Genomic DNA, 18,477 nt, shown 5'->3' on the forward strand with positions numbered 1-18,477 from the left:
AAATGCTTTTCTTAATAAGTTATTTTGAAAATTTAAGTTATATGATTTTAAAGATTTTTATTGAATAAAGTTTTGCGGTTTCATAAATAATGTTTACTTTTGCAATCCAAAATGAGATGTAATATATGTTAATAATTCCAGTAAAAGACGGAGAGTCTATCGACAGAGCATTAAAAAAATATAAAAGAAAATTTGATAAAACGGGTACAGTTCGTCAGTTAAGAGCTAGACAACAGTTTATCAAGCCTTCTGTAACTTTAAGACAAGCTAGATTAAAGGCTGCTCACAAGCAAAGAAATCTTAGCAAAGAAGAACAGGCTTAAGAATTTTCTTACACCCATACTAAATTCACTCTTTAAATGTTTATATTTGAAGAGTGAATTTTTTGTTTTTATATACTAAATGATGCTGGACAAATTCCTGGAATATTTACAGTTCGAGAAGAGATATTCTCCTCACACCATTACAAGCTACCGAAAAGATCTTGAAGATTTTTCCCATTTCTGCCTGAAGACAGAAGCTTCGGAAGATATTTCCAAAGCCGACAAAAAAATAATCAGAAATTTTATCGTAGAGCTGAGCGAAAATGATATTTCCAAGCGGAGTATCAACCGGAAACTGTCTTCGCTTCGCAGCTTTTACCTTTTTCTTTTAAAGATTGGTGAAATAAAAATTTCTCCCACAGAAAGTATTTCTTCATTAAAATTTTATCCCGAAAAGCAGATTCCGATATCAAAAGAAGAAATGCAAACACTTAATGATCAGGTTTTTGAAGAAATTAACGATATTCTGGATAAATGTATCGTTGAGGTGCTTTATCAGACAGGAATCAGGAAAGCAGAGCTTTGTGGTATGACTTTTGAAAATGTAAACCTTAGCGGAAACGAACTGAAAATAATAGGAAAGGGAAACAAAGAAAGATACATCCCCATCTCCGGAGAACTTTCGGATCTGCTTAAAAGTTATTTGAAAATAAGGAAACCACTGTCTGAATACGATTTGTATTTTTTTGTCAATAAGAAAGGCAAAAAACTCACTGAAAAATTTGTTTATGTGGTCGTTAATAAGTACCTTAGTCTTATAACAACAAAAGAAAAAAGAAGTCCTCACATCCTTCGTCACAGCTTTGCTACGCACGTTTTGGATAATGGGGCAGAGATCTCTAAAGTAAAAAAAATATTAGGACATTCCAGCCTTGCAAGTACTCAAGTCTATACGAATGCCAATATTGAACAATTGAAAAAAGTGTTTAATCGGGCTCATCCAAGAGCCTCAAAAAATGACGAATTATGAAGATCACAGTACAATCAATTGGTTTAACTCCACACGAACCACTAGAATCACACATTGAAAAAAAAGTAAGCAAACTGGATACTTTTTATGACAAAATTCAGGAGTGTAAAATATTTTTAAAAGTAGAAAACAACTCGGATAAAGCAAACAAAACGGCCGAGATTATTTTGGCGGTTCCGGGAGACGATATTGTAGTAAAGAAAACCTCTGCAAGTTTTGAGGAAAGTTTAGACCTATGCGTTGATACTGCTAAAAAGCTATTAATCAAGAAAAAAGAAATGGCTTAGAAAAAAAAGTTAAAAAAAGTTATTAAAAAATTTGAGAATTCAAAAAATCCGTTCTATATTTGCACTCGCAAAAAGGGAACAGCGATCTTTTGAATTCTTTTTTAATAATGCTTCCATAGCTCAGTTGGCCAGAGCACGTGATTTGTAATCTCGGGGTCGTGGGTTCGAATCCCTCTGGAAGCTCAATTTAATATAAAATATCTGGGGAGATTCCAGAGTGGCTAAATGGGACTGACTGTAACTCAGTTGCTTCGGCTTCGTAGGTTCGAATCCTGCTCTCCCCACATTTTATATTAGAAAAAAGTTGCATAAATAAAGGATTTTCCTTAAGTTTGCACAGCGTTACCAATAATTTTGGAAACAAAATTGCGGAAGTAGCTCAGTTGGTAGAGCGTCAGCCTTCCAAGCTGAATGTCGCGGGTTCGACCCCCGTCTTCCGCTCAAATATCACACTCGTAAAAAGCGTGATTTTTTTTACTACTGAAATGATGTAGAGTAGAGTTTCTCACAGCGTTCAGTCCATTTATTAAAATGCTTCCATAGCTCAGTTGGCCAGAGCACGTGATTTGTAATCTCGGGGTCGTGGGTTCGAATCCCTCTGGAAGCTCAATTTAATATAAAATATCTGGGGAGATTCCAGAGTGGCTAAATGGGACTGACTGTAACTCAGTTGCTTCGGCTTCGTAGGTTCGAATCCTGCTCTCCCCACATTTTATATTAGAAAAAAGTTGCATAAATAAAGGATTTTCCTTAAGTTTGCACAGCGTTACCAATAATTTTGGAAACAAAATTGCGGAAGTAGCTCAGTTGGTAGAGCGTCAGCCTTCCAAGCTGAATGTCGCGGGTTCGACCCCCGTCTTCCGCTCAATAAAAATCACGCTTTTTGGTGTGATTTTTTATTTTAAGCCGACTTAGCTCAGCGGTAGAGTGCTTCCTTGGTAAGGAAGAGGTCACGGGTTCAAGTCCCGTAGTTGGCTCTCATTTTATCCCGATTTCTTCGGGATTTTTTTATGCCTGAATTTTATCTGAAATTTTAAAAATTTTCGGAAAAATTAAAAATAATGTGACTTACCTTTTAGATTCTGTTAAACACTCTGCATAAAAAAGCAATTCGAATTCATTTGATTTTTCAGGATAAAAATTTTCAGAAGCATTCAATACAAATCTTAAAATTCAATTAAAAGTAATTCCTCCCTCATTCAATTCCTTTACAATCACCAAAAATTTCGTTACATTCGTATAAAATAATTTTCGATGAACATTCTTTTATTGGAAGACGATTTAATTCTTTCAGCGGAACTTTGCAAATTTCTGGAGTCAAATAACTTTACATGCGACAAGATTTATGATGGGGAAACATTTCTTCGCCAGATCAGGAACAGTTCCTACGATTTGTATCTTCTGGACATCAATGTTCCGAAAATTAATGGACTGGACGTTTGTCAGACCATCCGTTCTTTCGATAAAAATACGCCCATCATTATTATTTCGGCTTACGGAGACCTTTCCGATAAAAAAGATGCCTTTACACGTTTGGCGGATGATTATCTGGTAAAACCATTTCAGTTTGAAGAATTATTATTGCGCATCAATTCTTTGCTGAGAAGAAAAGCGCCTTCTGAGAATATGGATCAGGAAATTATAAGAATCGATGATCTGATAGTAAATAAAACCGAACAGAAAGTCTATCGTGGCGGAAATGAAATCAATCTTACCCTGAAAGAATTTCAGTTGTTGGTTTATCTTGCCGAAGCGCAGGGAAGAACGGTTTCCAAGCAGCAGATCACGGAACACGTTTGGGAACATAATTTTAATACGAACACCAATACCGTGGAAGTCTACATCAATTTTTTACGAAAGAAGATCGATAAAGATTTTAAAGTAAAATTGATCCACACCCGTTCCGGTTTCGGATATTATCTAAGCCCGTTATAGCATGTCTTTAAAAAGGAAGATCGCGCTCAATCTTAGTATTGCCTTTTCATTGCTTTTTGCTATTGTAATGGTAGTTATTTATATGTCTTTTAATGATTTCCGCAGAGAAGAATTCAAAGAAAGATTCAGGCAGAGACTGGAGTTCACTTCCCATTTCATTGCCAAGTCTAAAGATTTTGAAGAAGAAGCACCTGTCTTTTTTAATGAAAATTCAGATAACATTCTTTTAAATGAGACCATATTAATTTTCAACGGAAAAAAAGAATTGATATACAGCACGATCAAAGACCGCAATGTAATCTGGGATAATGAACTTCTGAAAGAACTCGACGAAAAAAAAGTAATCTACTCAGAAAAATCAGTTCCCGAAATTTATGCGGCATTAAGAACCATCAACGGCGAAAAATATTATATTTTAACAAGTGCTTTAGATTCCAACGGAAAATCCAAGCTGGAATATCTTAAATATCTTTTAATAACGGCTTATGTGATGAGTGCCCTTCTCATTGGCTTCTTCAGTTATTATTTCATGGGACAGTTTTTAAAACCTCTCGAAGATCTTAATCAGGAAATTTCTGAAGTTACGGCGCATAAATTAACAACACAGATTCCGGTTCGTAATTCTAACGATGAGATTGATGTTCTCGCAAAATCATTCAATACGATGATTGCAAGGTTGGACGATGTTTTCCAGTCGCAGAAAGATTTTACCGCAAGTGCTTCCCACGAAATACGGACGCCCATTACCAGAATGGCTTTTCAGCTTGAAAATTTAATAAAATTCGGAGAACATTCCCCTGAAACCCTATCATCTTTAAGACAGATTCAGAGAGATGTGTATCAGCTTTCGGATCTTACCAATTCACTTTTGCTGCTTACCAAATTCGACAAGGAAAATATCCAGAGCATTTACGAAGAGGTAAGAATTGATGAAGTTATTTTTGAATCCTTTGAAGCAGTTGAAAAAAGCTACCCCAAATTAAAACTGGATTTTCTGATCTCCGAAGATACTTCTGAAGATGCACTTTTAACCATTAAAGGAATCCAGTCTTTACTCGATATTGTTTTCATCAACTTATTTAAAAATGCAGCCATCTATTCCGATGATGTGGAAGTGGATGTACTGATTAAAGAAAATGACGAACATCTGATTGTTGATGTCATTTCCCATGGAAATACCATTCCGAAAGAAGAACAGAAAAAACTTTTTGAAGCCTTTAAAAGAGGAAAAAATTCTCAGAATATTTCAGGTTCCGGATTGGGTTTAAGAATCGTTAAACGGATTCTCGAATATCACGGCGCTAAAATTACCTATACTTCTCCGGCAGATCTCCTCAATAAGTTCAGTGTGATTTTTGTGAAATAATTTTTTAAATTAATCTAAAAACATTTACGTAATTCGGCTCTTGCGAACGAAAATATTCCCCAAAATTTTAAATAAATCTTTGCAATCTTAACGTTTACATGAATTAAATTAATACTATAATCAACTCGTAACTTAATTTAAATGAGATGATTATATGTTGCTGCTTAACAAATTTAATTTTTTTTTAAGCATTCTTTAAGAGCATTTTAATAGCAGAAAGGCATTTTTGTATCATAAAATCAATAAAATGAACAAATTTGCAGGGCTGTTCATCGTCATTTCCTCATTCATGACGGCACAACAGCAAATGTCGCTTCGGGATTGCGAAGAAGCTTTCCAGAAGAACAATTTACAACTGCTCGCCGAACAGTACAACATCAACATGGCTGATGCAGATATTTTGCAGGCTAAAATCTGGGAACTTCCGCAGCTAAGCGGACAAATCAATGCATACAATCCCGAAGACAGAAAAGTTTTCGATGTGGGACACGCAAAAGGAGCACAGATCACCCAATTAATTTACATGGGGGGCAAAAAGAAGAATGAAATTGCCTTCGCAAAATCCAATAAGGAACTGGCGCAACTTCAGTTTGCCCAGCTTTTGGTCGATCTCAAATCCCAGCTTCGTTCCACTTACTTTGAACTTTACTACGAAAAACTAAAACTCGACAATACCAATAAGCAATTGGGTTACATGAACGATCTTCTGGCTGCCTACAAAATACAGTCTGCCAAAGGAAATGTTTCGCTGAAAGACGAAGTTAGACTACAAAGTATTGTCATTCAGTTAAATAACGATAAAGTAGGAATCAATAAAAATATTCTTAAATTTGAACAGACTCTGAAACTTCTTACAGGAGTCACCGAAGATATTGAACCACAGCTTTCCGATTCCGAAGCGAAAGAAATTCTTGCCGCTCAGCCTTTCGGCGACGAAGCGGAACTTCAGAAAAAAGCACTCGAAAACAATGCCGATTATCAATTTAATTTAAAATTGATCGACAACAGTAAATTATATGCGCAATGGCAGAAATCTTTAAACGTTCCCGATCTTAATCTTGGAGCAGGGTGGGATCAGAATGGCGGAACCTTCAAAAATGAAGTCAATCTGATGGTCGGAATTCCTCTTCCACTTTGGAAATCCAATAAAGGAAATGTGGATAAAGCCAATTTTGCCATTCAGCAGAATCAGAAAAATGCAGAATTTCAGAAGCTGAACCTCGAAACAAAAGTACAGTCGGCTTACAAAATATGGAAAACACAATACGATCAGCTCAGCCAGATTAAATCTACAGATCTTAATAATATGGAACTGGTCTACAACGGGATGCTGAATAATTTCAGGAAAGGCAACATCAGTCTTATTGAATTTACAGACTTTATGGACAGTTACCGCGAAATGGCACTTCAGATTTATGATATGAAAAACGGGATCATGCAGTCTGCAGAACAATTGAATCAACTAGTACAAACGAAAATCTTCTATTAAACATGAAAAATTATATAATTCCGGTAATGATTGCCCTGTCTGTTTTATCTTGCTCCAAAAAAGAGGAAGAAGCAAAACCGCAGGCAAAAAAAGGTTTTGAACTGAGCAACACGATGCTGAATTCAATCGATTTAGCAAAAGTTGAAAAAAAATATATAGAAGACGATTACAATTTCTACGGAAAGATTTCAGCAGACAAAAACAGCTACATCGATGTCTATCCTTTGGTCGGCGGAAATGTTTTAAGCGTTAATGTTGAACTGGGCGATCATGTAACGAAAGGTCAGGTTCTCGCCACCATACGAAGTACAGAATTGGCGGAAGTGCAGAAAGATGTGAGCGATGCAAAAACAGATTTGGTCGTTGCCCAGAACAATCTTCGCGTTGCCAAAGAAATGTACGAAGGAAAACTGAATACCGAAAGAGACGTTCTGGAAGCCAAAAGCCAGCTTCAGAAAGCACAGGATCAGTTGCAGCGGGCAAGTGCAGTGAGTACAGTGTATAATGTAAAAAAAGGAAATATCTACAGCGTTGTTGCGCCAATCAGCGGATATATTGTGCAGAAAAACATCAATAAGGATATGCAGCTCAGAAGCGACCGAAGCGATAATATTTTTGATGTCGCCAATACCACCAACGTTTGGGCAATCATGAACGTGAATGAATCTGATATTGATAAAATCAGCCTCGGAATGAAAGCACAGGTTTCCACATTATCGTATCCGGATAAGGTTTTTGATGGAAAGATTGATAAAATTTTCAAAATCATTGATCCTCAAACCAATGCGATGCAGGCGAGAGTAGTACTTGATAATCAGGATGGATTATTGATTCCGGAAAGCAAAGCAACGATAAAAGTAACAAGTTCGGAGAATAAAACTGCACTTACAGTTCCTTCCAAAGCCGTGATTTTTGATGACAACAGAAGTTTTGTGGTGATCTATAAATCCAGAACCGATGTAAAAGTGAAAGAAATAAAAGTTCTGAAACAGGTAGGAGACATTACCTATGTTTCCGAAGGTTTATCCGAAGGAGAACAGGTAATCACAAACAATCAGTTGTTGATTTATCGCTCTTTGAATAGCTGATTTTTATTTAAACCATTAAGATTTTAATTAAGAAGTTAAGTCGAATTAAGAAAATATCTAAAGATTTTTTATACATCGGTTTTTAAAATCGTTTACAAGTTGCTTAATAATTCTTAACTCCTTACATATCCTTAATGGTTAAAATCAAAAGATCTTGGCTGAGTGAATAGTTTATGCTGAGCTTGTCGAAGCACCGTTGCAAACTTAAAAAATATATGGTTTGTCAAAAAGCTTTGCGCTCCTTGCGTTAAAAACAAAAGAAAACAAATTCAACGACTTTTTTAGGTCAAAAAAAATCCATCATGAACAAATTCATTAAAAATATCATTGCTTTTTCGTTAAAAAATAAAGCATTCACCTTTATTTGGGTAGCGATTCTGGCGGTTTCGGGATTCATCAGCTTCAAAAACATGCCCATTGAAGCCTTTCCCGATGTTACCAATACCCAAATTGTCATCATCACCCAATGGAACGGGCGAAGTGCCGAAGAAGTAGAACGTTTCGTTACCACACCTATTGAACTCGCAATGAGTCCCGTTCAGAAGAAAACCAGTGTAAGAAGTACCACGATGTTCGGACTTTCTATTGTTAAAATTCTTTTTGACGATGGAGTAGACGATATTTTTGCCAGAAATCAGGTCAATAATCAGCTTCGGACGGTGAGTCTTCCAGATGAAGTGGATCCCGAAGTTCAGCCGCCTTACGGACCGACCGGAGAAATTTTCAGATATACTTTACAGAGTAAAACCAAAGATTCCAGAGAACTGTTAACCTTACAAAACTGGGTAATCGACCGTGCTTTGAGAGGAGTTCCCGGTGTTGCAGACATCAATGTTTTCGGAGGTCAGGACAAAGTGTTCGAATTAAGCATCGATCCGAGAGCATTGGATAAATATAATCTTACACCGCTTCAGGTCTATGATGCCGTCACAAAAAGTAATTTGAATGTCGGCGGTGATGTTATTGAGAAAAACGGACAGGCTTACGTTGTACGTGGAATCGGTCTGGTAAAATCTGTTGCCGATATCGGAAATATTACCATCCAGAACGACAGCGGAAACCCTGTTCTCGTTAAAAATGTTGCAGAAGTACACGAAAGCTCGATGCCGAGAGTAGGACAGGCGGGACTCAATCATCAGGAAGATACTGTTGAAGGAATTGTCGTGATGCGAAAAGGAGAAAATCCGCGTGAAGTTCTGGTCGGCGTAAAAGCAAAAATTAAAGAACTCAACGAAAAAGTGCTGCCGAAAGATGTAAAAATGGTCACTTTTTACGATCGTGATAATCTGATGGATTTCACCACGCACACCGTAATGCACAACCTTATTGAAGGAATTGTTCTGGTTACCGTGATTGTTTTGATTTTCATGGCAGACTGGAGAACAACGCTTATCGTTTCCATCATCATTCCTTTATCCTTATTATTTGCCTTTTTATGTCTGAAACTCGCGGGAATGAGCGCAAATTTACTTTCACTCGGCGCGGTAGATTTCGGAATTATCATTGACGGAGCGGTCGTCATGGTGGAGGGACTCTTTGTGATGCTCGACCATAAAGCCCACAAATACGGTGATGAAAAATTCAATAAACTGGCAAAAGCAGGCTGGATCAAACAGACGGGAACAGGTCTTGGAAAAGCAATCTTCTTTTCAAAATTAATCATCATTACTTCCCTGATCCCGATTTTCTCATTCCAGAAAGTGGAAGGAAAAATGTTTTCGCCATTGGCTTTTACGTTAGGTTTTGCTTTAATGGGCGCTTTGATTTTCACTTTAACGCTCGTTCCGGTGCTTTCGCACATCCTTTTAAATAAAAATGTAAAGGAGAAAAATAATCCGTTCGTGAATTTCTGGGACAGAATTGTGTTGAAAGGATTCAATTTTACCTTTAAACATAAAAAACTCAGTTTAATTGTTTCTCTTTCATTTTTAGCCGTGACTTTATTTTCAGGGAAATTTTTAGGAACCGAATTTTTACCTCAGTTAAATGAAGGTTCATTGTGGATTACTGCCGAAATGCCGATGAGTTCTTCATTAAAAGAATCTCTGAATACAGCCGATCTTCTCAAGAAAGACATTATGAGTTTCCCGGAAGTCACGGATGTTCTCGCGCAGACGGGAAGAAGTAATGACGGAACCGACCCGAATGGTTTTGGGTTCGTACAGTTTGCCGTGAATCTTAAACCCAAAGAAGAATGGAAACGGAACATCACTTATGAAGAACTGATTGAAGAAATCGATAAAAAATTAAGAAATTATCAGGGAATTACATTCAATTATTCCCAGCCGATTTCAGACAATGTGGCTGAAGCAGTTGCCGGTTTCAAGGCAGAAAACGGAATTAAAATCTACGGAGACAACCTTCAGACTTTGGATGTGCTTGCCGAAAAAGTTTTAAAAGAGGTAAAAGATATTAAAGGCGTAAAAGATGCCGGAATTATTAAAAATATCGGTCAGCCGGAAGTAAGCGTGGTTCTCGACAGAGATAAAATGGCGGCTTACGGAGTAATGCCCGATGATGCGCAGTCGGTTCTGGAGATGGCTTTCGGAGGTAAAACCGCTTCGGAAATGTTTGATGGCGAAAGAAAATTCCCGATCCGTCTCCGTTATTCGCAGGAGTACAGGAAGGATGAAAATGATATTGCTGCCTTAATGGTTCCTACACAGGACGGTGCTAAAATTCCGTTAAAAGAAATCAGCACGATTGAAAAAGACAACGGAGCTGCATTTATTTACAGAGATGATATTAAAAGATACATCGGGATTAAATTTTCCATCCGCGACCGTGATTTGGGAAGTACGATTGCCGATGCGCAGAAAGCGGTTGCTAAAATTGATCTTCCGGACGGATATTCCGTAGGCTGGACCGGTCAGTTTGAAAATCAGCAGAGAGCTTCAAAACGATTGACGCAGGTTGTTCCCATCAGTATTTTAGGAATTTTCTTCCTTTTATTTATCCTTTTCGGAAACATAAAAGATTCTTTACTGGTTTTGGCAAACGTACCTTTTGCTTTAATCGGCGGAATTATCGCACTGCACGTTACCGGAATTAATTTCGGAATTTCAGCCGGAGTGGGAATGATCGCCCTTTTGGGAATCTGTATTCAAAACGGAGTCATCCTCATCACAGAATTTCATCAGAATGTTAAAAACGGAATGGATCTGGACAGCTCATTGCTGAATGGGGTGAAATCCAGAACGCGTCCTGTGATTATGACGGCTTTAATGGCATCCATCGGATTAATGCCTGCTGCTTTATCCACAGGAATCGGATCAGAATCCCAAAAACCGTTGGCAATCGTCATTATCGGAGGATTAATTACGGCAACTGTTTTAACCCTGCTGATTTTCCCAATTATTTTCTGGATTTTCAACCGAACTAAAAAATCTCAGCAGATCTGATCATTTCTTTCAATTATATTTTAAACTCGTTTTAAATTTAACCGCAGAAGACAAAAGACTTTATTGGATTTATTTAGAGTATTCCAAAAATCTGCAAAGAGAAAAAATCTTTGATTTTTTTAACTTATGTGCTCTTTTTTCCATTTAAGAAGTAAACTTAAACAACTAAAGGGTTACAATCTTTTGCATCTTTTGCGGTAAAAAAAATTTAGACAAGTTTTACTTTAACCTTTTATTTAACCACAGGTGGCAAAAGATATTTAAATAAGATAACTAAAACTTTAAAGAAAGAGTTTATGTTTTCTTTTTTTTACCTTAATAATAAACTATCAATATATTTTCGAAATCTTTTGCCTTTGCGGCTAATAAATATTCGGTTAAAAAAGAATCGCGGAAAACTTTGTTTTCCGCGATTCTCGCTATTGAAATAATTATTATGAGTTTAGAATCCTAATCCCACAGCAAAACCTCTTACTGCATTTGGGAAATCTGAAACCGCAGTTGCAGCTCCCGTTGAAGTATTAATACTGTATACTTTCGTTGCCGTTCCTACTGTTGCCAATAAATATGCTTTTTGGCTCATGCTTCCGATATCGAAACCGTTCGCACTGGTAATATTGATTCCTAAAGAACCTGTCTCTACCAGAGTTCCGTTGTTTGGTGGATTTTGTTGGTACAATTTGTCTGTATTATGATCGATAACGAATAAAGTTGTTGAAGTAGCTCCTGCAAAATTATTGGTATAAGCAGCCGCTCCGATCATCGGAGTTCCCGGATTCACCATTCCGTCTACTGCCGTTATTCCGCCTGTTACAGGATCAAGACGTAGATTTTGTCCCGTGTTGCTTACGACTCTGATCTTATCAACGGTCGGATTAAAATCAAACCCGAAATCTGTTCCCGCAAGTAGTGTTGCAAAAGGAGAAGTTCCCACTGCAGTTGCAGCTCCTGTTCCTAAGTTGATAGTATACAGTCTGCTTGAACTTCCTAAAGCATAAAGCTGTCCGTTTAACGGTCTGAAATCTATTCCTAAAATACTTTCACCACTCTGAAGTCCTGTAATTCCCTTTGAAACCGGCATCGGACTGTTCGGATTGAAGATCTGAAGGTTGTTTGAATTATCTACCGCGTAAGCAACCGGTTCTGTAGGAATCGCAAGATCAATAATCTGTTGCTGAAGCATCCCGATGTTGGTTGCTTTACCTGTACTCAGATCCAATAAATGCAGGTTGCTGTTTAAAGCTAATAATGCTACACTGTTATCATATTTAATATCAAAAGCAGCCTGTCCCGTAAAAGTAGTTCCCAAACTTCCGACTTCTACCAATGTTCCGTTGTTCGGAGGATCCTGCTTAAATAACTTTCCGGAAGTCATATCAATATCATACAGAACTGTGCTTGTAGCTGCGGATTTGCTGTTGGTATAAGCAACCCCTGTTACAGCAGGCGTTCCGCCTCCGTTAATGTTCATATCGGTTGCAGCAACCGCTCCTGTTTCCGGATGAAGTCTTAAATTCTGCCCTGTATTGCTTACTAAACGAATTCTGTCTACGGTAGGATTAAAATCAATTGACGCAATTGTTCCTGAAACAGCCGGTGAAAATGCTGTTGTGCTTACCGCTCTTGCGGAAGCGTTGGAAGTGTTGATGATGTAAAGCTTACTTGCACTGGATAAAGCGTAAAGCTCTCCTGTTGCAGGTCTGAAATCGATACTCATCAGTTTTTCGCCTGAAACTACTCCTGTAACAGCGGTTTTAGAAGTAAACATTTTGGGATTGTTGGCATTGAAGGCTACAAGTTCGTTGTTCGCCGTAAGTCCGTAAGCCATAAGATCGGGTCCCTGAACAGGCATATTCATGTCTGTGGACATCATATCATCGGAATCATCACACGAAAATAAGATGATGGTGCTGAACAGTACGGTACATAAGTGTAATAATTTTCTCATAATATATTATTTTAATGGTTCATATTTCCATCTACGATAAAAGATATATTATGGTTTTGCTTTACTGCATTTTTTCTCAATATTATTTTTTTTATCTATTTTATTGCATTCATAATTAAAGAGATAGTTTATATTTTGGCTAAAAGGTTTATTCCGGATTTTCTAAATTGAGAAATTTGTGTAAATTTGCAATCTCAATACATTGAAATATAAGGTTTGTACTTCATTGGATTTGAATATTGAAACTTTTTTTAATAAAAAGGTTTTGGTATTTAAAAATTCATTATATTTGCACACCGAAAATTTGAAAAACAATAAATAAATAATTTTAAATCATGGCAAAGGAAACGTTTAATCGTAACAAACCACACTTGAACATTGGTACTATTGGTCACGTTGACCATGGTAAAACTACTCTTACAGCTGCTATTTCTGCTGTATTAGCTAGCAAGGGTCTTGCTGAGAAAAAAGACTTCTCTGCAATTGACTCTGCTCCAGAAGAAAAAGAAAGAGGTATTACTATCAATACAGCTCACATCGAATACGAAACTGAGAAAAGACACTATGCTCACGTTGACTGCCCAGGTCACGCGGATTATGTAAAGAACATGGTAACTGGTGCTGCTCAGATGGATGGAGCTATCGTGGTATGTGCTGCGACTGACGGACCAATGCCTCAAACAAGAGAACACATTCTACTTTGCCGTCAGGTAAACGTACCAAGAATCGTTGTTTTCATGAATAAAGTTGACATGGTAGATGATGCTGAGTTGTTAGAGCTTGTTGAAATGGAGCTTAGAGACTTATTATCTACTTATGAATTCGACGGAGATAACTCTCCAGTAATCCAAGGTTCTGCATTAGGAGCTCTTACTGCTGCTACTGAAGGTAACTCTGATGACAAGTGGTTCAAAACTGTTGAGCAGTTAATGGATGCTGTTGACGAGTGGATCGAAGAGCCAACAAGAGATACAGATAAGCCATTCTTGATGCCAATCGAAGACGTATTCTCTATTACAGGTAGAGGTACTGTAGCAACTGGTAGAATCGAGGCTGGTATCATCAACACTGGTGATCCTGTAGACATCGTAGGTATGGGGGATGAAAAATTAACTTCTACAATTACAGGAGTTGAGATGTTCAGAAAAATCTTAGATAGAGGTGAAGCTGGTGATAACGTAGGTCTATTGTTGAGAGGTATTGAAAAAACTGACATCAAGAGAGGTATGGTTATCGCTAAGAAAGACTCTGTGAAGCCACACAAAAAATTCAAAGCATCTGTTTATATCCTTTCTAAAGAAGAAGGTGGACGTCACACTCCATTCCACAACAAATACCGTCCTCAGTTCTACGTAAGAACTACTGACGTTACAGGTGAGATCTTCTTACCAGAAGGTGTAGAAATGGTAATGCCTGGTGATAACTTAGAGATCACTGTAGAATTGTTACAACCAATCGCTCTTAACGAGGGTCTTAGATTCGCGATCAGAGAAGGAGGTAGAACAGTTGGTTCAGGTCAGGTAACTGAAATCTTAGACTAATCATCTAACACAATATAAAAGCTTCCGTAAGGAACTTCTTTACGGAAGCTTTTTTTAACTACGGGCATCGTCCAATGGTAGGATACCGGTCTCCAAAACCGTTGATCAGGGTTCGAATCCTTGTGCCCGTGCAAATAACAATTATGAGTTCATTTGTCGATTTTTTAAAAGGTTCTTATAACGAATTCAGACATAAAGTTGAATGGCCAAAGTGGTCTGATCTGCAATCTTCTACAATTGTAGTAACTGTTGCAACAGTGATCTTGGCGTTATTTACTTTTGGGGTTGATGAATTGTTTTCTAAAGCAATCAGCAACATCATTGGAATGCTAATCAACTTGTTCAATTAATAATAAAAGTATTTTCCCAATAATGAGCGAATTGAAATGGTATGTGCTGAAAGCGATCAGCGGACAGGAAAATAAAGTGAAAAACTACATTGAGACGGAAATCAAGCGTTTAGGGTTTGAACAGTACGTTACTCAGGTAGTTATTCCTATGGAAAAGGTTATTCAGATCAGAAACGGTAAAAAAGTTCCTAAAGAAAGACCTTACTATCCTGGATACTTAATGATTGAAGCTGATTTGATGGGAGAGATTCCTCACGTTATCAAAAACATTCCGGGAGTTATTTCTTTCTTAAGCTTAACAAAAGGAGGAGATCCTGTTCCGATGAGAAAATCTGAGGTAAACAGAATGTTGGGAAGAATGGATGAACTTTCCGAGTTTGCAAGCGATGTTGAAATTCCTTATGTAGTGGGTGAAAACGTTAAAGTAATAGACGGACCATTCAACGGATTCAACGGAACTGTTGAAAAAATTCTTGAAGATAAAAAGAAAATTGAAGTTTCTGTACTTATTTTCGGTAGAAAAACTCCTATGGAACTTAGCTATATGCAGGTAGAAAAAGTGTAAAAACTTTAAAAAAATAATTTAAAAGACTGTTCGAAAGAATGGTCTTTTTCTTTTTAATATATTTGATGATGATTCGAACTATTTCATTATATATATTCTTAACATTGCTTCTTTTGTCTGCAATAAACTGTAAAAAAGAAACTTCTTCGCCGCCATCGGTCAATTCTCCGTCACCTCAAAAACAAAATGTTGTAATAGCCGTAGATACAACTTTAACTTCGGGAATTGTAGATAATCTTTTAAAGCCTGTCTATGATACGATGAATATGAAACCTTTAGAAGAAATGGATGAGGAAATACAGCTTTCAAGATCAGATATCAAACGTTTTGTAATAGGAAAAGAAAAATTTGCTGCTTTAGTAGTAGAAAATCAATATCCTTTTGCAGGTGCATCCACAGGGCAATGCGATCTGTTCATATTCCGATTCAATGGTAAGAATTGGGAAACTGCTGATTTTATGATCGAAGCAGGAAGTGGTGGAATGTATGGGAATTCCGGTTCGTTGCATAGCTTTACTGTGATTGGTAAAGAAACAGTATGCTTTGCTTTATCAGGCGGACAAACTCATATGGGAACTTTATATTATGATGATTTGGTTATTTTCAGCCAGAATAAATTAAAAAAGGCTTGTACTGTTACTACAGAATATTCTTACGGAGATTGGGATGATAATTCAGATGGAACCAGATTTTGTTATAATGTTCAGTATGCGTTTCTTCCATCAGAGAAGGCGGTGTACGATTTACAACTTGTTAAGAAAAGTTGTTTAAAAGAAGATAAGGATCAAATTCTGGATAAAATTGTTGTGCCATTCGATAATAGAGACAGTGTGTTTAAAATTCCGCAGTCTTTTGATGATAGTTTGCCTTAATTTATTTAAAAATCAACATATTCCGTTTGCTATTTCAAAAATATTTCATAATTTTGCAGTCCGAAAAGTAGGATTATCTAATGTGAGAATGGATAACCTGCTGAATAATAAATGCTTCCAAACTCATTAATTATTCAAATTTAAAAAACAAACAATGGCTAAAAAAGTCTTTAAAATGGTAAAGCTTCAGGTGAAAGGTGGCGCAGCTAACCCTTCTCCACCAGTAGGTCCAGCTTTGGGTTCTGCAGGTGTGAACATCATGGAGTTTTGTAAGCAATTTAACGGAAGAACTCAAGATAAGCCGGGACAAGTTTTACCTGTAGTTATTACAGTATACGAAGACAAATCTTTTGAATTCGTAATTAAAACTCCTCCTGCAGCGATCCAGTTAATGGATGCAGCTAAAATCAAGGGTGGTTCCGGAGAACCGAACAGAAACAAAGTAGGTGCTGTAACTTGGGCTCAGGTTCAAAAGATTGCTGAAGATAAAATGGCAGACCTTAACTGCTTTACAATGGATTCAGCTGTTTCTATGGTTGCAGGTACTGCAAGATCTATGGGATTAAGAGTAACAGGAACTAAACCAACTTTTAACGCTTAAAACTTAAAGAAATGGCAAAATTAACAAAGAAGCAAAAGGAAGCTTTAAGCAAAGTAGAAAAAGGAAGAATCTATAACCTTGAAGAAGGTGCAGCTCTTGTAAAAGAAGTAAATACTGCAAAGTTTGATGCTTCTGTAGATATCGCTGTAAGATTAGGGGTAGATCCAAGAAAAGCAAACCAAATGGTAAGAGGTGTTGTATCTCTTCCTCACGGAACTGGTAAAGATGTTAAAGTTTTGGCTTTAGTAACTCCAGATAAAGAAGCAGAAGCTAAAGAAGCGGGTGCTGATTATGTAGGTCTTGATGAATATTTACAAAAAATCAAAGAAGGTTGGACAGACGTTGACGTTATCGTTACGATGCCGGCTGTAATGGGTAAATTAGGACCATTGGGTAGAGTATTAGGACCAAGAGGTTTAATGCCAAACCCTAAATCAGGTACTGTAACTATGGAAATTGGTAAAGCAGTAACTGAAGTGAAAGCTGGTAAAATTGATTTCAAAGTTGATAAATACGGTATTATCCACGCTGGTATTGGTAAAGTATCTTTCGATGCTGCTAAAATCAAGGAAAATGCTCAGGAATTGATCTCTACTTTGATCAAAATGAAGCCAACTGCTGCTAAAGGAACTTATGTGAAGTCTATCTATCTTTCTTCTACAATGAGTCCTGGTATTGCAATCGATACTAAATCTGTTAACTAATTATAAATCCTAAGACAATGACAAAAGACCAAAAAGTTGTAGCAATACAAGAGATCAAAGATTTGCTTCAGGATGCAAAAGTAGTTTACGTAGCAGATCTAGAAGGTTTGAACGCTGGAAAATCTTCTGACTTCAGAAGACAGGCTTTCAAGCAAAATATCAAAGTAAAAGTTGTAAAAAATACACTTTTGCAAAAAGCAATGGAGCAGATTGAAGGAGTAGATTACTCTGAGATGTTCCAGTCTTTCAAAGGAAATTCTGCAATTATGATTGCTGAGACCGCAAGTGCTCCAGCAAAATTAATCAGAGATTTCAGAAAGAAAGAAGAAAAGCCGGCGTTAAAGTCTGCTTTCGTTCAGGAAACTTTCTATGTAGGTGACAATAACCTAGAGATGTTAGCTAACATCAAGTCTAGAGAAGAAATGATCGGTGAAATCATCGGATTACTTCAGTCTCCAATCCAGAGAGTTGTTTCTGCTCTTCAAAACAAACCTGAGACAGTAGAAGCTAAAGCTGAAGAAGCTGCACCTGCAGTAGAAGAAGCTCCTGCTGCTGAAACTCCGGAAACTCCGGCTGCTGAAGGAGAAGCTCCAGCTGCTGAATAATTTACACTCAAAAAATAATCAATAATCAACAAAAACATTACAACAATGTCAGATTTAAAAAATTTAGCTGAAACGCTAGTAAACTTAACAGTAAAAGACGTAAACGAATTAGCTGCTATCCTTAAGGATGAGTACGGAATTGAGCCTGCTGCTGCTGCAGTAGTAATGGCTGGTCCTGCTGGTGAAGCTGCTGAAGAAAAGACTGAATTCGACGTAATTCTTAAGTCTGCAGGTGCTTCTAAATTAGCGATCGTTAAATTAGTAAAAGATTTAACTGGTGCTGGTCTTAAAGAAGCTAAAGATATCGTAGACGGTGCTCCTGCTCCATTGAAGCAAGGTGTATCTAAAGACGAAGCTGAAGCTCTTAAGAAGCAATTAGAAGAAGCTGGTGCTGAAGTAGAATTGAAATAATTCTAGTTTACATTAAAAATA

17 protein-coding genes and 8 tRNA genes are annotated in these 18,477 nt (G+C 37.2%); 24 read left to right on the forward strand and 1 reads right to left on the reverse strand.

Going from position 1 to position 18,477, the window contains the following annotated elements; genetic code table 11:
• Positions 1-125 precede the first annotated feature (125 nt).
• The 15 genes from rpsU to H6W53_RS19110 all read left to right on the forward strand — a co-directional run bounded on the left by rpsU (position 126) and on the right by H6W53_RS19110 (position 10,859).
• The gene (rpsU, locus tag H6W53_RS19040; RefSeq protein ID WP_062697349.1) at positions 126-323 is read left to right on the forward strand and encodes a 30S ribosomal protein S21; all 198 of its coding nucleotides are present in this window, start codon (positions 126-128) and stop codon (positions 321-323) included.
• A gap of 82 nt (positions 324-405) precedes the next feature.
• Positions 406-1,293 (forward strand): tyrosine-type recombinase/integrase, encoded by an 888-nt coding sequence (locus H6W53_RS19045; protein WP_076390996.1) that lies wholly within the window; start codon positions 406-408, stop codon positions 1,291-1,293.
• Positions 1,290-1,580, forward strand: a complete 291-nt coding sequence (locus H6W53_RS19050) for an HPF/RaiA family ribosome-associated protein (protein WP_076390695.1) — start codon at positions 1,290-1,292, stop codon at positions 1,578-1,580. The genes H6W53_RS19045 and H6W53_RS19050 overlap by 4 nt, the downstream gene beginning before the upstream one ends.
• Before the next feature lie 109 nt (positions 1,581-1,689).
• Positions 1,690-1,763 (forward strand) — tRNA-Thr (locus tag H6W53_RS19055).
• 20 nt (positions 1,764-1,783) lie between these two features.
• Positions 1,784-1,864: transfer RNA gene (locus H6W53_RS19060), tRNA-Tyr, on the forward strand.
• 84 nt (positions 1,865-1,948) lie between these two features.
• Positions 1,949-2,021, forward strand: a tRNA-Gly gene (locus tag H6W53_RS19065).
• 92 nt (positions 2,022-2,113) lie between these two features.
• Positions 2,114-2,187, forward strand: a tRNA-Thr gene (locus H6W53_RS19070).
• A gap of 20 nt (positions 2,188-2,207) precedes the next feature.
• Positions 2,208-2,288 (forward strand) — tRNA-Tyr (locus tag H6W53_RS19075).
• An 84-nt stretch (positions 2,289-2,372) separates the two neighbouring features.
• A tRNA-Gly gene (locus H6W53_RS19080) sits at positions 2,373-2,445 on the forward strand.
• A 40-nt stretch (positions 2,446-2,485) separates the two neighbouring features.
• Positions 2,486-2,557: transfer RNA gene (locus H6W53_RS19085), tRNA-Thr, on the forward strand.
• 277 nt (positions 2,558-2,834) lie between these two features.
• Positions 2,835-3,515 (forward strand): response regulator transcription factor, encoded by a 681-nt coding sequence (locus H6W53_RS19090; RefSeq protein WP_076390699.1) that lies wholly within the window; start codon positions 2,835-2,837, stop codon positions 3,513-3,515.
• Position 3,516: 1 nt separating this feature from the next.
• Entirely contained in the window at positions 3,517-4,881 is a 1,365-nt protein-coding gene (locus H6W53_RS19095) for an ATP-binding protein (protein ID WP_185208992.1), read from the forward strand.
• Positions 4,882-5,128: 247 nt separating this feature from the next.
• Positions 5,129-6,370 carry a TolC family protein gene (locus H6W53_RS19100; RefSeq protein WP_185208994.1) on the forward strand — a complete coding sequence of 414 codons (1,242 nt, stop codon included), beginning with the start codon at positions 5,129-5,131 and terminating at the stop codon, positions 6,368-6,370.
• A gap of 2 nt (positions 6,371-6,372) precedes the next feature.
• Positions 6,373-7,458 carry an efflux RND transporter periplasmic adaptor subunit gene (locus tag H6W53_RS19105; RefSeq protein ID WP_116097684.1) on the forward strand — a complete coding sequence of 362 codons (1,086 nt, stop codon included), beginning with the start codon at positions 6,373-6,375 and terminating at the stop codon, positions 7,456-7,458.
• Positions 7,459-7,760: 302 nt separating this feature from the next.
• The gene (locus H6W53_RS19110) at positions 7,761-10,859 is read left to right on the forward strand and encodes an efflux RND transporter permease subunit (protein ID WP_185208996.1); all 3,099 of its coding nucleotides are present in this window, start codon (positions 7,761-7,763) and stop codon (positions 10,857-10,859) included.
• A 442-nt stretch (positions 10,860-11,301) separates the two neighbouring features.
• On the opposite strand, the gene H6W53_RS19115 is transcribed toward H6W53_RS19110, so the two are convergent.
• Positions 11,302-12,807 (reverse strand): DUF4394 domain-containing protein, encoded by a 1,506-nt coding sequence (locus H6W53_RS19115; protein ID WP_185208998.1) that lies wholly within the window; start codon positions 12,805-12,807, stop codon positions 11,302-11,304.
• A gap of 335 nt (positions 12,808-13,142) precedes the next feature.
• Between H6W53_RS19115 and tuf the strand changes: the two genes are divergently transcribed.
• The 9 genes from tuf to rplL all read left to right on the forward strand — a co-directional run bounded on the left by tuf (position 13,143) and on the right by rplL (position 18,456).
• A complete protein-coding gene (tuf, locus tag H6W53_RS19120; RefSeq protein WP_072955499.1) occupies positions 13,143-14,348 on the forward strand; it encodes an elongation factor Tu in 1,206 nt (401 codons plus the stop codon).
• Positions 14,349-14,408: 60 nt separating this feature from the next.
• Positions 14,409-14,479 (forward strand) — tRNA-Trp (locus H6W53_RS19125).
• Between the two features lie 12 nt (positions 14,480-14,491).
• Entirely contained in the window at positions 14,492-14,698 is a 207-nt protein-coding gene (gene secE / locus H6W53_RS19130) for a preprotein translocase subunit SecE (RefSeq protein ID WP_076390705.1), read from the forward strand.
• Positions 14,699-14,720: 22 nt separating this feature from the next.
• Entirely contained in the window at positions 14,721-15,263 is a 543-nt protein-coding gene (nusG, locus tag H6W53_RS19135) for a transcription termination/antitermination protein NusG (protein ID WP_002976412.1), read from the forward strand.
• A 113-nt stretch (positions 15,264-15,376) separates the two neighbouring features.
• Positions 15,377-16,135 carry a hypothetical protein gene (locus H6W53_RS19140; RefSeq protein WP_185209001.1) on the forward strand — a complete coding sequence of 253 codons (759 nt, stop codon included), beginning with the start codon at positions 15,377-15,379 and terminating at the stop codon, positions 16,133-16,135.
• Between the two features lie 154 nt (positions 16,136-16,289).
• Positions 16,290-16,736, forward strand: a complete 447-nt coding sequence (gene rplK, locus H6W53_RS19145) for a 50S ribosomal protein L11 (RefSeq protein ID WP_076390708.1) — start codon at positions 16,290-16,292, stop codon at positions 16,734-16,736.
• 11 nt (positions 16,737-16,747) lie between these two features.
• On the forward strand, positions 16,748-17,440 hold the full coding sequence (gene rplA / locus H6W53_RS19150) for a 50S ribosomal protein L1 (RefSeq protein WP_029295585.1): 693 nt from the start codon (positions 16,748-16,750) through the stop codon (positions 17,438-17,440).
• Between the two features lie 17 nt (positions 17,441-17,457).
• The gene (rplJ, locus tag H6W53_RS19155; protein ID WP_185209003.1) at positions 17,458-18,045 is read left to right on the forward strand and encodes a 50S ribosomal protein L10; all 588 of its coding nucleotides are present in this window, start codon (positions 17,458-17,460) and stop codon (positions 18,043-18,045) included.
• A 45-nt stretch (positions 18,046-18,090) separates the two neighbouring features.
• Complete coding sequence (rplL, locus tag H6W53_RS19160; protein ID WP_087707490.1) at positions 18,091-18,456, forward strand: 50S ribosomal protein L7/L12; 366 nt, start codon at positions 18,091-18,093, stop codon at positions 18,454-18,456.
• Positions 18,457-18,477: the final 21 nt, after the last annotated feature.

It is taken from the genome of Chryseobacterium sp. C3, from assembly GCF_014218905.1.
Taxonomy (GTDB): Bacteria; Bacteroidota; Bacteroidia; order Flavobacteriales; family Weeksellaceae; genus Chryseobacterium; species Chryseobacterium mucoviscidosis.

Coding starts and splice junctions, on each gene's coding strand:
- rpsU (WP_062697349.1), top strand. CDS start 126: ATGTTAATAATTCCAGTAAAAGACGGAGAGTCTATCGACAGAGCATTA.
- H6W53_RS19045 (WP_076390996.1), top strand. CDS start 406: ATGCTGGACAAATTCCTGGAATATTTACAGTTCGAGAAGAGATATTCT.
- H6W53_RS19050 (WP_076390695.1), top strand. CDS start 1,290: ATGAAGATCACAGTACAATCAATTGGTTTAACTCCACACGAACCACTA.
- H6W53_RS19090 (WP_076390699.1), top strand. CDS start 2,835: ATGAACATTCTTTTATTGGAAGACGATTTAATTCTTTCAGCGGAACTT.
- H6W53_RS19095 (WP_185208992.1), top strand. CDS start 3,517: ATGTCTTTAAAAAGGAAGATCGCGCTCAATCTTAGTATTGCCTTTTCA.
- H6W53_RS19100 (WP_185208994.1), top strand. CDS start 5,129: ATGAACAAATTTGCAGGGCTGTTCATCGTCATTTCCTCATTCATGACG.
- H6W53_RS19105 (WP_116097684.1), top strand. CDS start 6,373: ATGAAAAATTATATAATTCCGGTAATGATTGCCCTGTCTGTTTTATCT.
- H6W53_RS19110 (WP_185208996.1), top strand. CDS start 7,761: ATGAACAAATTCATTAAAAATATCATTGCTTTTTCGTTAAAAAATAAA.
- H6W53_RS19115 (WP_185208998.1), bottom strand. CDS start 12,807: ATGAGAAAATTATTACACTTATGTACCGTACTGTTCAGCACCATCATC.
- tuf (WP_072955499.1), top strand. CDS start 13,143: ATGGCAAAGGAAACGTTTAATCGTAACAAACCACACTTGAACATTGGT.
- secE (WP_076390705.1), top strand. CDS start 14,492: ATGAGTTCATTTGTCGATTTTTTAAAAGGTTCTTATAACGAATTCAGA.
- nusG (WP_002976412.1), top strand. CDS start 14,721: ATGAGCGAATTGAAATGGTATGTGCTGAAAGCGATCAGCGGACAGGAA.
- rplK (WP_076390708.1), top strand. CDS start 16,290: ATGGCTAAAAAAGTCTTTAAAATGGTAAAGCTTCAGGTGAAAGGTGGC.
- rplA (WP_029295585.1), top strand. CDS start 16,748: ATGGCAAAATTAACAAAGAAGCAAAAGGAAGCTTTAAGCAAAGTAGAA.
- rplJ (WP_185209003.1), top strand. CDS start 17,458: ATGACAAAAGACCAAAAAGTTGTAGCAATACAAGAGATCAAAGATTTG.
- rplL (WP_087707490.1), top strand. CDS start 18,091: ATGTCAGATTTAAAAAATTTAGCTGAAACGCTAGTAAACTTAACAGTA.